The following is a 12,382-nucleotide window of genomic DNA, read 5'->3' as shown; positions in this document are numbered from 1 at the left end:
GCAATAACGGCTTTAGTGCTATAATCCTTTTAAGCCCTCTCCCTTCAGGGGAGGGTTGGGAGGGGTATTACGATTCCAGCTCCAATATCTGCTCTGCCAATGCTTCCCATTTTTCCTGCATTTGTTTCAGCTCGGTTTGTTTGGCGCTGTAAGCAGCATTGGTTTGCTTCAGTTTGGCGTTATCACTGTATATCTTATCGTCGGCCAGTTGGGTTTCAAACTGCTTTACCTCTTTTTCAAGGTCGGCAATCTGTTGCTCCATTTTAGCCAGGTCCTGGTTCAGTTTCTTTAATTGCTGATGCTTGTTTTCGCCTTGTGGTTGTTTAACCGGCTCATGCTTTTTCTCTTCCTTTTTGGGCTGAGGTGCAGGTGCAGCAGCTTTAGGTTCCAGTTTACGTTTGGCGTACCATTCATCAAACTCGGCATAGGTACCCGGATAAATTTTGATCTTTTGATCTTCAATAAACCAGATTTTGTTGGCTACATTATCAAGGAAATACCTGTCGTGCGATACCACAATGAAAGTACCTTCGTACTGGTCAAGCGCCTGGATCAGGATATTTACCGACTGCATATCCAGGTGGTTGGTAGGCTCATCCAGTACCAGGAAGTTGGCATCGGCAGTAAGCGCTTTGGCAAGGGCTACGCGCGATTTTTCACCACCCGATAGTACCTTGATCTTTTTGAACACATCATCGCCGGTAAACAAAAACGAACCTAAAATGGTACGCAGCTCGGTATCAGTATGTTTTGGGGCGAATGCCTGCAACTCCTGCAATATCTGGTTTTCGAGGTGCAACGACTCCAACTGGTGCTGGGCAAAAAACGTAGTAGTTACGTTATGACCTGTAGTTACCTTACCTGTATAATCTTTATCAGCCGAAGCAATGATACGTAACAGCGTTGATTTACCTTTACCGTTGGCACCGATGAGGGCAATTTTATCACCTTTTTCTATTACCGCCTCACCCCCATTTAAAATATCGATAGCAGGATATTTCTTAACAATATCCTCCAACGTGATCACGTGCCTGCCCGATTGCTTACTGAAACGGAAAGCGAAGTTAACTGATGGATTATCGTCATCCACGTCATCAATACGCTCCATTTTATCCAGCATTTTGATGCGGGATTGCGCCATTTTTGCCTTAGAAGCTTTGGCACGGAAACGCTCGATCAAACGCTCTTCCTGTTTAATTTTTGATTGCTGATTTTTAAACTCACCACGTTGAATTTCTTCACGCAGGGCTTTCTCTTCGAGATAGAAAGAGTAGTTGCCGGCGTAAACAGTCAGTTTACCCTTACGGGATTCAACGGTACGGTTAATCACCTTATCCAGGAACCACCTATCGTGCGATACGATAATGATAGCGCCGGTAAAAGCCTTCAGGTAGTCTTCCAGCCATTGGATAGATGGTAAATCCAAGTGGTTGGTAGGCTCATCCAGCAGCAGGATATCAGGTGCCTGCAGCAGGATCTTGGCAAGCATAACACGCATCCGCCAACCACCCGAAAAGGTGCTTAATTTACGCTTGCAATCGTCATCACTGAAACCTAAACCCGCCAAAATTTCGTGGGCTTTATATTCGATATTATAACCGTCAAGCAGTTCAAACTCGTGCTGCTTATCGCTTAGTTTATTTAGTAGTTCTTCACTATAATCCGTTTCCAGTTTTTTAAGCAGGTTCTCGATCTCATCATGCAGTTGGTTCTGGCGCTCAAAGGCTTCCATGGCCACATGTACAATGTTTTTATCAGATGAGTATGAAAGCAGATCCTGGTTAAGGTAACCCATGGTAAGGTCCTTAGCCATTGAAACAGTCCCGGAGGTAGGTTTATAGTCGCCTACAATAATTTTTAAAAGGGTGGTTTTACCAGTACCGTTGGCACCAATTAAACCAATTTTTTCACCGGGTTTAATATGCCAGTTGGCTTCATCATATAAGGCCCGCGCACCAATCTCGAACGTAAGGTTATTTATAGCAATCATTTACGCGCAAAGATACAGTTTTTGAGGCGAAAGGTTAAAGGCGAAAGGTTAAAGGTTTTTCAGGGCGAGGTGAAAGCAGAAAGATAAAAGGTCTTTTGGGGAAGGTGAAAGGAGAAAGGTAAAAAAATGCAGGCTAGCCACTTGCAAAGCTGTAGCTACCTTTTGCCTTTCACCTTTATCCTTTTACCTTAAAACTACGCTCCCACAGCTTTCAACCATGTTTGGGCCATGAGGGCTTCGCCGGCTACACTGGGGTGTACGCCATCAAGGTTCCAATAGGTGGCAGGTGCTGTTTGTTCGGCTTTGTCAAATGCCGATTGATAAGGCACAAATACCGCGTCGAACTCGGCAGCGATATCTTTAGCTGCTTTACCAAATGAATCAAATGTTGGATACCATTTGTCATCAACTGCTTTTACATTCTTTTCAGCAAAGGGTTCGCAGATCACCAGTTTAATATCGGGCAGGGCCTGTTTGGTGCGGGTTAGCAGTGCCCTGTAATCGGCAATATAAGTTTCTATCGTGCCTTTATAACCACCCGTAAGGGTATGCCAAAAGTCATTTACCCCTATATGGATGCTCAGTATGTTTGGTTTAAGGGCAAGGCAATCAGTATCCCAGCGCTCGGCAAGCTGGTATACTTTGTTACCGCTAATACCTTTATTGTAGATTTTCAAACCCTTATCAGCATGTTTAAGCAGCAATTGCGAAGCTGTAAGCAGCGCATAACCAGAGCCTAAAGCACTGGTAGTATTTGGTTCTATTTTGCTATGGTCGCGCCCCCAGTCGGTAATGGAATCGCCCTGAAAAAGTACTACATCGCCCTGGTTAAAAGTTAATTTCTTTGCCGGTTTTTCGGCAGCCAACGCCGATGAAACGATAGATGGGATCGCCATTGAGGCAATAGTACCTACCGCAGCGGTCTTCAAAAAATGGCGGCGATAGTTTTGTTCGGTATCTTTCATTTGTGGATTATAAAGGTATTTGCCGAAAATACTGATTTACTGTAACTATTAAAATTTTGTTGGCTTTTGTATCAGCATTTGTAAAAGGAATATTACGTGCATCCACAATTGCCGCGGCAATTCTTATTGATCTGCCACAAAATTTATCGGCTTTGCCGAATCAAAGGTAACATAAACCCGTTTCCAGGGCTCGTTATCAATCAGGCGCCATTTGTGGGCCGTACCGGTTGTATCCTGGGCTATCAGGATCTCGCCGGGGTGTAATATAAATTTTTCGCCGGGATAGGTTTCAAATTCAAGGGTACCGGTAAGGGTTATTACATACTGATTAGTTGGGGCATTATGATAATCATAAAATGCATGCGGTTCCGATTCCTGAAACCTGATGGTCAACGCTTCATTAAGCGGACCTAATTCAACCATTCCTTTTTCTATATGCGAGTGACCGTCATCGCCGGTATACAACCTGTAGGCTTTTATCATATAGGCTAAACTAACATTTAACTGTTAATACCACCTAAGCGTTGTGTATTTATTGCAAAACGGTTGCTTTAACTAATAGTAATGTTCATTTTATTTAGTTTTAATGATTATTCGTTCGCAATAAAACTTATGCTTCTTTTAAAGGTTCAAATAACATTATGTCCATAGCCGCATCTACCAAACGTTTTCAATTTTTGCCCTACCTCGTCAGCCTGCTCATTGTATTATTTATTGGCTTTGTTGCCTCACTGGTAACCCGGCCCGAAATTGCCGGCTGGTACAGCACACTTAAAAAGCCGTCATTTAATCCACCACCCTGGTTATTTGCGCCGGTATGGACCGTAATTTATATCATGATAGCAACCGCCGCTTATCTTGTATGGAAACACCGCAGCCGTAAGCCCGTTTATATCATTGCGCGTTCGGTATATTTCATTCAGCTTATTTTAAATTTTTCGTGGTCGATAGTTTTCTTCGGCATGCATCAGGTAGCCGGAGCCATGATTGTGATCATTTTACTGTGGTTCAGCATTGTAGTAAACATTAACTGGTTTAGTAAATTTAACCGTACTGCTGCATGGTTGCTTGTACCCTATTTATTATGGGTAAGCTTTGCCGGTGTACTTAATGCTAGTATTTATTTCCTTAACCGATAGCCCATAAAAAACACTATTTTTATTGCAGATAATTACAGCATCGATAATGAAGCTTTGTATCAAACCATGAAAAAACTTTTACTTATTTTTTGCCTTATTGCAGCGGCACACAGCTTTGCATTTGCCGATAAAACTGCTATAAACCATTTTGTAATTAAAGAAAACCCCTTTGCAGTTGATGAAGTTGCCGTAGTTGCAACCGATACCGCAGGTGTAATACAGGAAAACGTAAACGGTGTTTTCACCTTTGTAATGAACGGCTTTACCGAAGAACTTAAGTTTGATAAAGGTACAGCCTTTTATCGCCACAAACTCGATCGCTCGAGCTTCCTGTATGCTAAACACATGAATGATAGCGGCACACATGCCATACTATACTATATATACAAGCATGACAGTAAATTAAGCCCTTTCCATATCAGCTGGGTACTGTTGATAGCTATACCACTGTTGCTGGTATTGCTGGCTTACATGTTTAAGCGGTTCATTATTATTGCCGTAGTTATCTTTTGTATCTTCCTGTATTTCAACTACCATAACGGCTTAAGCATCCCCACCTTTTTTGAAAGCATTATTGACGGCTTGAAGAATATGTTTTAGAAAGAAGGTGAAAGCTAAAAGGCGAAAGGTTAAAGGTTTTCTAACGTTAAAACTAAAAGGCCTGTAAAATGAAATAAAGGCGAAAAAACGAAAATTACATCTAAGCATATATGTATGACGCAAAAGTTTCAGCTACCTTTCGCCTTTAACCTCTAAAATCTTAAAAAGGTAACCCAATACCAAAGTTCAGCTGCATAAAATTGTAACCTTCGCCATTGGCTGCTTCATATGCTTTTTTAAACGAGCCTTTATTGAACAGTTCGCCGGCATGGTTAATCAACACCCACTGGTCAGATCCGCTGAATTGAGGGTCTTTAAGTTTAAAGGCAGCATCAAGCCTGAACACGAAGAAACTTAAATCAAACCTCAACCCGGTACCAATGCCTACCGCCGTCGAACTTAAAAAGTTGTTTAGTTTAAACTGTCCGTTGGGGTTATCGGGCTCGTCGTGCAAACGCCATACGTTGCCGGCATCAACAAAAAGTGCACCTTTTAGCTTTGCGCCAAAAAAGTTATTTGCCAACAGGTACCGGTATTCGGCGTTGGTTATAAACTTGATCTCACCAAACTGATCGAGATATTTCAGACGCGCGCGGGTATTAACATCAGTACCATAATAGGTACCCCGGTTAAATTGTCCCGGACCTAATGTGCGCGGCAGCCAGGCCCTGATATCATTAGCACCACCCGCATAAAAGTTCTTTTCAAAAATAAGTTGGTTACTGTTACCGTACGGAATACCTATACCAGGATTAATGCGGAAAACAAATTGTTTTTCGCCACCAAAGTTCCGGTAAATGCGGGTATCAAGTTCAACTTTGGTATACTGTGCAAAAGTATATCCGAAAAGCTTATGCTGCCCGAGCGTATCTTTAGGTGCGTTTGTGAGATTGCTCACCAGGTTAAGGAAATTCCCCCCAATATCTAAACTGCCGCGGAAATAGGTAAAGTTTTCATAACCGTTAAGCTTTATAGCGTTAACCTGGTAGGTGTATTGGCTGCCTGATGTAAAAACGGTACGCCCGATAAGGTAAACATAGGAGTACCTATTTTGGGCAAGCAGCGCAGCCTTAGCAGCCGGATCAATTACACCTCTCGAAAACTCAATGTTGATAGGCGTAATGGTATGTGATTTATAGGGTGTATCAAAAAAATCGTAGGTGAGGGAGTTGATAAAGCTTTCACGTTTAACCAGGTCCTTTTGAAAAAACAAAGAGTAATTTGACGAAAACGTGGTATGCGGAACTGCGAATTTACCAAGGAAAGGAAATTTAAATGGTAGCAAAAGACGCGGATACGTAAGCTGTGCACCTACCCTGAATTCCTGGTTTTGAATACTGCTATGATCATTACCAACGCTGTTACCATTATCAAAAAGGATGCTCCAGTTAACCTTTAACTGTAATATGGCGGCCTGTTTAAACAAATTCCTGTCGGTAAAAGTATTGCCCACGTTATAGCCAAAGCGCCCCCCACTAAAAAGCACCTCGCCCTCAACACGGTCGCTCATGCGTTTCAGGGGCACAATATCTATCCTTGTGTTGAGCCTGTTGGAGCTATCCTTCAATTTTTCGTAAACAGGGTTAGGTACGTTCCTGAATACATTTAGCTCAGATAAGCGTGTTGTAGTTCGTGTTTGCTTATCAATATCATAAATTTCGCCCTTCTTCTGAAAAACATAATCGGTTACAACTCTGGGCTTAAACCTTTTTGAGTAATCAACAAACCTGAATTGCGAGTCAACCTGTATAGTGTCGGCCTTACCGTTAGTACGTCCCTGACTGTTAGATATCGTAATTAATGTATTGTTGATGGTATAAACCGGATGCTGTGTTTTACCAGCCGGGTTATCGATAATCATTTTCACATCAACCACACTGCTGTTAAAGGTGGAGTCGTAGGTAAAATTGATGTACTGCCTGTAGAAATCGTAATAGCCATTATGCTTCATCAGCAAGTAAAGCTGATCCCGATCGTAAGCCAAACTATCGGTATCAAACCTGCCTCCCGGTTGTATGTGTGAAATCCTGTTGCGGTTACCATTATACAACCCCTTAACGTTATTGTCGGCAATACTATCGGTAAACTTGCGAATGCGGAACATGGGGCCTTCATTGGCTGTAAAAACCAACTCGGCTTTTTGCTTTTTTATGATCACGCTATCAGCAACTTTCGCTTTAAGATAACCACGGCTACGAATATATTTTTCCATTTGTACCCGGGAGTACTCAATCAGGTTGCTATCTACAACAACAGGCGCTTCGCCAATATTTTTTTTCCCCTTATTGCTAAAAGTATAGTACAATTGCAAATTGAGCCAGTTATTGGGTTGCTGTTCCTTATCTACATAATTTACAGCTGCTTCGGCAAATTCTTCGTCAATACCTTTAATAGTAATTTTACGCACGAGCGCCTGGTCTTTACGGATACCGCGGGTAATACTGCAGCCCGAACCGATAATAATCAGTAAAATACTTAATATTGTAAGGCGGTAAACAGCAGGTTTAGTATATGCTTTCAAAATCACAGATCAGTTTATTAAAGTCCTTACAACAAAAAAAATTCCGTAGAGAGCATGGCTTGTTTTTGGTTGAGGGTTACAAATCGGTTATTGAATTTGTAAATACTGCATACCAGGTTGATACTATATACCATACCGCCGAAATTGCTCCAAAAATGCTGAATTTATCCCGAAAAATAAATTTTCAGGAAATTTCATCTTCCGATCTTGAAAAGATCAGCAGTTTGAAAACCCCGCAGGAGGTAATTGGTTTGGTTAAAATACCAAAATGGCCCGCATTAAATTACAACTCGTTAAAAAACAAATTTTCGCTGGTGCTTGATGGCGTGCAGGATCCCGGTAACATGGGCACTATTATCCGCACGGCAGACTGGTTTGGCATCACCGATATTATTTGCTCAGATGATACCGTTGATGTTTACAATCCCAAGGTTGTGCAGGCCACTATGGGCTCATTAGCGAGGGTAAACGTGCATTACAGTGACTTATTGATCACTCTCCCACAAATAAAGCTCCCTTTATTTGGTGCAATGCTTGATGGCGAAAATATATACAGCACCAATTTCAGTAATGAAGGGCTATTGGCTATGGGTAACGAAGGTAATGGCTTGCGCCCTGAAATACAGGCATTAATAAATAAAAAAGTAACTATCCCGCGAATAGGTCACGCCGAATCGTTAAACGTAGCTATAGCCACGGCGATATTATGTTCAGAAATTAAAAGAAATTCGTTCAAATAAATTTGCTCGCTGAAAATATTTACTATCTTTGCAGTCCTTAAAAAAGGGTCGGATGGCCGAGTGGCTAGGCAGAGGTCTGCAAAACCTTTTACAGCGGTTCGAATCCGCTTCCGACCTCAGGGTTAAAAAATATTTAAAATACAAGACAATGGGCGTTACTCGTTTAAAAAGAAAAGACAGGAGAAATAAAACTTTTTCACGCTTGGAAGTTCAGTTCCTTAAACTGGCTACTAACCTGGAATACGGAAGCCGTTCTGCTGAGTCAAAACACAGCCAGATAGCTAAAAACAATGCAGCTTTAGATATCGCATTAGGCAAATAATTCTCTCCTTCTTCGGAAGAAAAAACTTAAAGTCCTGCCGGCACCGGCGGGACTTTTTTTTGAACCATGATTTTTAGGATTTGAGGATTAGCTTGATATTTTTACCGATTTGTATTCGAGGTTTGTGAATATACATTGAGGGCAATATTCCATATATTCGATAATGAAAAAATGGAAAGCAAGATATAAAGCATTATTCGCCATTGGATTGTATTTAGTAGGCGCAGTTATTGCCGGTTTGGCTTATACCGAACCTATCTTTGGTCCGGGCCTTGGATCGTTTATGTTTTGTTTAGGCGGCGTGATGAGCGTGGCGGGCTTATTTTGCCTTATCAAGATATTTACAAATAAAATATTTCGCAGAGCTTGATCATTTTCTATACCTAAGCCCATAACCCACATACAAATTGACAGACATTAAAAAAAATCTATCAGACCTTTAAAAACCCCATAATCAGAGAATTCTTTTGATTTTGATTTAGAAAAAAAATCCTCCTCCCGGCGACCGTGTCCTCACGGTTGCACGCATGCAGGGATGGGATATACTTTATAGGCACGGACAAACACTGGTGTTTCCGTGAGGACACGGAAACGGGGGAAGGTAACGTTAAAATGTTTATTTCAGGGCAATCCTTAAATCCTAAAAATCATGGTTCAAAACATTGGCGTTTCCGTGAGGACACGGAAACGGGGAGCGAAAAGAAAAATCCTGACAATCTTTAAATCCTAAAAATCATGGTTCAGAAGTTTCTTATTGATCCTGCCAATCAATCCCGGCCCTTCATAAATAAAACCAGTATAAAGCTGTACCAATGATGCACCTGCATTCAGCTTTTCAATGGCATCTTCGGCAGAATGAATGCCCCCTACCCCAATAATTGGGAATGAACCGTTTGATTTTTTGTGCAGATAAGCTATTACTTCGGTTGAACGTTTAGTAAGTGGTTTGCCGCTCAGTCCGCCGGTTTCCTCTTTTAATGGCGATGATAAATTTTCCCTGCTGATAGTGGTATTGGTGGCAATCACCCCGGCTATACCTGTTTGCTGTACAATATCTACAATATCATCCAGCTGCGAGTCGGTCAAATCAGGTGCTATTTTTAAGAGAATGGGTCTGCTGATACCATTTTTATTATTGCGTTGCTGTAGGGTGTTCAGGATTTCCATTAAAGGCCCCTTTTCCTGCAGCGCGCGCAGACCAGGCGTATTGGGCGAGCTTACGTTCACCACAAAATAATCAACTACATCAAACAGGCGGTCAAAACATTTGATATAATCACTTACGGCATCCTCATTAGGGGTAACCTTATTTTTACCGATGTTACCACCGATAATCAAACCTCTATTGGCGTTTTTAGGATCCCGTCTGAAGGCGGCAATTCGCTCGGCAGCGATATCCACACCAAAATTGTTAAAGCCCATACGGTTAATAAGGGCACCATCTGCCGGCAGACGAAACATACGCGGCTTATCATTACCGGGCTGCGGCAGTGGTGTAACTGTACCAATTTCAACAAAACCAAAACCAAGGTTGGCCATTTCGCCCATCATCTCGGCGTTTTTATCAAAACCCGCAGCAAGGCCAACCGGGTTCCTGAATTTAAGCCCGAATACTTCGCGCTCAAGTTTTGAGCCTTCTACGTTCCACAGGGCTTTACTTAATGACGCTCCGCCCGGAAAACGGTTAAAACGTTTCAGATTGCGGGTAACAAAATAATGCACATTTTCGGGATCGAACTTAAACAGGATGGGTTTTACGAGCTGATACATGCCGCGAAGTTAGTACATTTTTGTAATGGTCGACAACATACAGGTGCTATCAGCCTAATGTATATCGCTTTGATCCCGTGATATGTGAAGCAACTCTATACCAATCTTCAAACAATCCATTAACAACCCGGTTAATTCCCTAAATTCACCTCAAAAATTACCCTATGAAATTGTTTAACCGCGCTTTTATATTATTTTTAGTGTGTTTGTTACGGTACAGCTCAGCTAACGCGCAATCCACACCTATGAACCAAACTCCTGCCAGCGACCCAACACTGCAAATCAACCGGATCAAAATTGATTCTATCGATAAAAAGCTTATAGCCTTACTTGGCGAACGCGAACGGGTGGTAAAAGAGATAGGTATCTATAAAGCAAAAAACAATATCCCCGCCCTCCAGGCCGATCGCTTTAAACAGGTTTTAGAAAAAACAATCGAAGCCGGAAAACAGGAAGGCCTATCAGCAACATTCATTACCGAACTCATGAATGCCATACATAAAGAAAGCCTGCGTATTGAAGAAGAAATCAAGGCGCAAAAGCAATAGCCGGTGTAAAAAATACACTATAATTTTCAATGCATTTTAGCGCATCAAATTCACTTGCAGCTTTAGAATAAAAACAATTACAACTAATTAATAATCAATAAATTAAAAACAAAAAATCATTGGTATTAATGCGTATCATTTTGCTTTACAACAGTAAAAATGACGATAATTTATGTTAGGCTTTTTGCTTTTTTTTAATTAAGTTTAATAAATTTGGAAACTCCGGTTAGCCACAGTCCAGGCTCGTAACCAAACCGGTAAGCCTATTTAATTAAACTCATGCAAAAAAAGTATTTAATTGCCTGTTTCATAGCAGGCGGATTATTAAAGGCTGGCTTTGTCAGCGCCCAGGGTAAAGCACCATATTCGGCGGCAGGTAAATCCGTAAAAGTGATTGTATCTGAGCAAAACGCCGGTTATAAGTTCAAAGAAACCGAAACGCTGAAATTTGCCGACAAACCACAACCTGCCGAAACAGAGGTAGCAGTATTTATTGATCCGGCAAAAACGTTCCAAACCATGATTGGAATTGGCGGAGCGCTTACAGATGCATCAGCCGAAACCTTTGCCAAACTACCTAAGGATAAACAAAAGGAATTTTTAACCGCCTACTACGATAAAGCCAGAGGTATTGGTTACTCTTTTGGCCGTACTAATATTCAAAGCTGCGATTTCTCAAGCGATAGTTATAGCTACATAAAAAATGGAGATAAGGAACTAAAAACCTTTGATATCAGTCATGATAAAACCTACCGCATCCCTTTTATCAAAGCGGCTACTGCAGCAGCCGGTGGTAAATTAACGCTGTTTGCATCGCCATGGAGCCCGCCCGCTTTCATGAAAGATAATAATGACGTATTGCACGGTGGTAAGCTTAAAAAAGAGTTCGATCAAAGCTGGGCCAACTTCTACGTAAAATTTGTTCGCGCGTATGAAAAAGAAGGCATCCCTATTTGGGGCCTTTCGGTACAAAACGAACCGATGGCCAAACAAACATGGGAATCATGTATGTATACAGCCGAAGAAGAGCGTGATTTTGTAAAGAACTTTTTAGGCCCAACTTTACAAAAACAAGGTCTGGCAAGTAAAAAACTGATAGTTTGGGACCACAACCGCGATTTGCTTTACCAACGCGCCAGCACTATTTTGGAAGACCCTGCTGCTGCTAAATACATTTGGGGCATTGGTTTCCACTGGTATGAAACATGGACAGGTGCTGGTCAAAATTTTGAAGCTACCCGCAAAACACATGAATCATTCCCCGACAAAAACTTGGTATTTACAGAAGGTTGTATCGAAAAATTTGATTTCAACAAGATCAATGACTGGTCGCTTGGCGAACGTTACGGTTTATCTATGATCAACGACTTTAACGCAGGTACCGTAGCCTGGACCGACTGGAACGTATTACTTGACGAAAAAGGCGGACCAAATCACGTTGGTAATTTCTGCTTTGCACCTGTACATGCCGATTTGCGTAACGGAAGCCTCATCTACACCAGCTCATATTATTACATCGGTCATTTCTCAAAATATATCCACCCGGGTGCTAAACGTATCAGTGCCGTGGCCAGCAGGGACAAGCTCTTAACAACCGCTTACCAAAATACTGATGGCTCACTGGCCATAGTGGTGATGAACAAAACCGACGAAAAAATAGATTACAGCCTTTGGATAAAAGGAAAAGCAGCAAACACTACTGCCCTGCCGCATTCAATTGCTACACTTATTGTGAAGTAATTTTTATAAAAATCTTTAGTTAATCAATCAACTAAATCTCTGGTATG

12 protein-coding genes and 1 tRNA gene are annotated in these 12,382 nt (G+C 41.6%); 8 read left to right on the top strand and 5 right to left on the bottom strand.

All coding sequences use genetic code 11. The annotated features are described in order from the left end of the window. Nucleotides 1-67 precede the first annotated feature (67 nt). The 3 genes from abc-f to ACEN9X_RS18700 all read right to left on the bottom strand — a co-directional run bounded on the left by abc-f (nucleotide 68) and on the right by ACEN9X_RS18700 (nucleotide 3,438). Complete coding sequence (abc-f, locus tag ACEN9X_RS18710; protein ID WP_413666561.1) at nucleotides 68-1,990, bottom strand: ribosomal protection-like ABC-F family protein; 1,923 nt, start codon at nucleotides 1,988-1,990, stop codon at nucleotides 68-70. A 194-nt stretch (nucleotides 1,991-2,184) separates the two neighbouring features. Beyond that, on the bottom strand, nucleotides 2,185-2,955 hold the full coding sequence (locus ACEN9X_RS18705) for an SGNH/GDSL hydrolase family protein (protein WP_413666560.1): 771 nt from the start codon (nucleotides 2,953-2,955) through the stop codon (nucleotides 2,185-2,187). Between the two features lie 123 nt (nucleotides 2,956-3,078). Next, a complete protein-coding gene (locus tag ACEN9X_RS18700; protein ID WP_413666559.1) occupies nucleotides 3,079-3,438 on the bottom strand; it encodes a hypothetical protein in 360 nt (119 codons plus the stop codon). Nucleotides 3,439-3,596: 158 nt separating this feature from the next. Between ACEN9X_RS18700 and ACEN9X_RS18695 the strand changes: the two genes are divergently transcribed. Beyond that, the gene (locus ACEN9X_RS18695; protein ID WP_413666558.1) at nucleotides 3,597-4,094 is read left to right on the top strand and encodes a TspO/MBR family protein; all 498 of its coding nucleotides are present in this window, start codon (nucleotides 3,597-3,599) and stop codon (nucleotides 4,092-4,094) included. 66 nt (nucleotides 4,095-4,160) lie between these two features. Continuing rightward, nucleotides 4,161-4,694 (top strand): hypothetical protein, encoded by a 534-nt coding sequence (locus ACEN9X_RS18690; RefSeq protein WP_413666557.1) that lies wholly within the window; start codon nucleotides 4,161-4,163, stop codon nucleotides 4,692-4,694. A gap of 160 nt (nucleotides 4,695-4,854) precedes the next feature. Here ACEN9X_RS18690 and ACEN9X_RS18685 read toward each other — a convergent pair whose 3' ends face one another. Beyond that, nucleotides 4,855-7,215, bottom strand: coding sequence for a BamA/TamA family outer membrane protein (locus ACEN9X_RS18685; RefSeq protein ID WP_413666556.1), 2,361 nt, complete (start codon nucleotides 7,213-7,215; stop codon nucleotides 4,855-4,857). Here ACEN9X_RS18685 and ACEN9X_RS18680 point away from each other — a divergent pair. From ACEN9X_RS18680 to ACEN9X_RS18665, 4 genes are all read left to right on the top strand, one after another. Next, nucleotides 7,206-7,955: a TrmH family RNA methyltransferase gene (locus ACEN9X_RS18680; RefSeq protein WP_413666555.1), complete on the top strand. Its 750-nt coding sequence runs from the start codon at nucleotides 7,206-7,208 to the stop codon at nucleotides 7,953-7,955. The two genes, ACEN9X_RS18685 and ACEN9X_RS18680, sit on opposite strands and share 10 nt — an antisense overlap. 46 nt (nucleotides 7,956-8,001) lie before the next feature. Further along, nucleotides 8,002-8,072: transfer RNA gene (locus ACEN9X_RS18675), tRNA-Cys, on the top strand. Nucleotides 8,073-8,103: 31 nt separating this feature from the next. Continuing rightward, the gene (locus tag ACEN9X_RS18670; RefSeq protein ID WP_090527770.1) at nucleotides 8,104-8,277 is read left to right on the top strand and encodes a spore protein; all 174 of its coding nucleotides are present in this window, start codon (nucleotides 8,104-8,106) and stop codon (nucleotides 8,275-8,277) included. Nucleotides 8,278-8,440: 163 nt separating this feature from the next. Continuing rightward, on the top strand, nucleotides 8,441-8,647 hold the full coding sequence (locus ACEN9X_RS18665; RefSeq protein ID WP_413666554.1) for a hypothetical protein: 207 nt from the start codon (nucleotides 8,441-8,443) through the stop codon (nucleotides 8,645-8,647). 356 nt (nucleotides 8,648-9,003) lie between these two features. On the opposite strand, the gene ACEN9X_RS18660 is transcribed toward ACEN9X_RS18665, so the two are convergent. Next, on the bottom strand, nucleotides 9,004-10,047 hold the full coding sequence (locus tag ACEN9X_RS18660; protein ID WP_413666553.1) for a quinone-dependent dihydroorotate dehydrogenase: 1,044 nt from the start codon (nucleotides 10,045-10,047) through the stop codon (nucleotides 9,004-9,006). A gap of 245 nt (nucleotides 10,048-10,292) precedes the next feature. Here ACEN9X_RS18660 and ACEN9X_RS18655 point away from each other — a divergent pair, with 245 nt between their 5' ends. Together ACEN9X_RS18655 and ACEN9X_RS18650 are read left to right on the top strand one after the other, a co-directional pair. Next, nucleotides 10,293-10,595, top strand: coding sequence for a chorismate mutase (locus ACEN9X_RS18655; protein ID WP_413666552.1), 303 nt, complete (start codon nucleotides 10,293-10,295; stop codon nucleotides 10,593-10,595). A gap of 279 nt (nucleotides 10,596-10,874) precedes the next feature. Further along, complete coding sequence (locus tag ACEN9X_RS18650; RefSeq protein WP_413666551.1) at nucleotides 10,875-12,335, top strand: glycoside hydrolase family 30 protein; 1,461 nt, start codon at nucleotides 10,875-10,877, stop codon at nucleotides 12,333-12,335. The last annotated feature ends 47 nt before the right edge of the window (nucleotides 12,336-12,382 follow it).

The organism is Mucilaginibacter sp. Mucisp86 (assembly GCF_047324315.1).
In the GTDB taxonomy this organism is placed as follows: domain Bacteria; phylum Bacteroidota; class Bacteroidia; order Sphingobacteriales; family Sphingobacteriaceae; genus Mucilaginibacter.
Note: the sequence above shows the minus strand (reverse complement) of the source record. Positions and strands in the feature narration are given on the sequence as shown.

Bases quoted from the DNA above. Each gene is read 5' to 3' on its own strand.
- abc-f (WP_413666561.1), bottom strand. From the start codon at position 1,990: ATGATTGCTATAAATAACCTTACGTTCGAGATTGGTGCGCGGGCCTTA.
- ACEN9X_RS18705 (WP_413666560.1), bottom strand. From the start codon at position 2,955: ATGAAAGATACCGAACAAAACTATCGCCGCCATTTTTTGAAGACCGCT.
- ACEN9X_RS18700 (WP_413666559.1), bottom strand. From the start codon at position 3,438: ATGATAAAAGCCTACAGGTTGTATACCGGCGATGACGGTCACTCGCAT.
- ACEN9X_RS18695 (WP_413666558.1), top strand. From the start codon at position 3,597: ATGTCCATAGCCGCATCTACCAAACGTTTTCAATTTTTGCCCTACCTC.
- ACEN9X_RS18690 (WP_413666557.1), top strand. From the start codon at position 4,161: ATGAAAAAACTTTTACTTATTTTTTGCCTTATTGCAGCGGCACACAGC.
- ACEN9X_RS18680 (WP_413666555.1), top strand. From the start codon at position 7,206: ATGCTTTCAAAATCACAGATCAGTTTATTAAAGTCCTTACAACAAAAA.
- ACEN9X_RS18670 (WP_090527770.1), top strand. From the start codon at position 8,104: ATGGGCGTTACTCGTTTAAAAAGAAAAGACAGGAGAAATAAAACTTTT.
- ACEN9X_RS18665 (WP_413666554.1), top strand. From the start codon at position 8,441: ATGAAAAAATGGAAAGCAAGATATAAAGCATTATTCGCCATTGGATTG.
- ACEN9X_RS18660 (WP_413666553.1), bottom strand. From the start codon at position 10,047: ATGTATCAGCTCGTAAAACCCATCCTGTTTAAGTTCGATCCCGAAAAT.
- ACEN9X_RS18655 (WP_413666552.1), top strand. From the start codon at position 10,293: ATGAACCAAACTCCTGCCAGCGACCCAACACTGCAAATCAACCGGATC.
- ACEN9X_RS18650 (WP_413666551.1), top strand. From the start codon at position 10,875: ATGCAAAAAAAGTATTTAATTGCCTGTTTCATAGCAGGCGGATTATTA.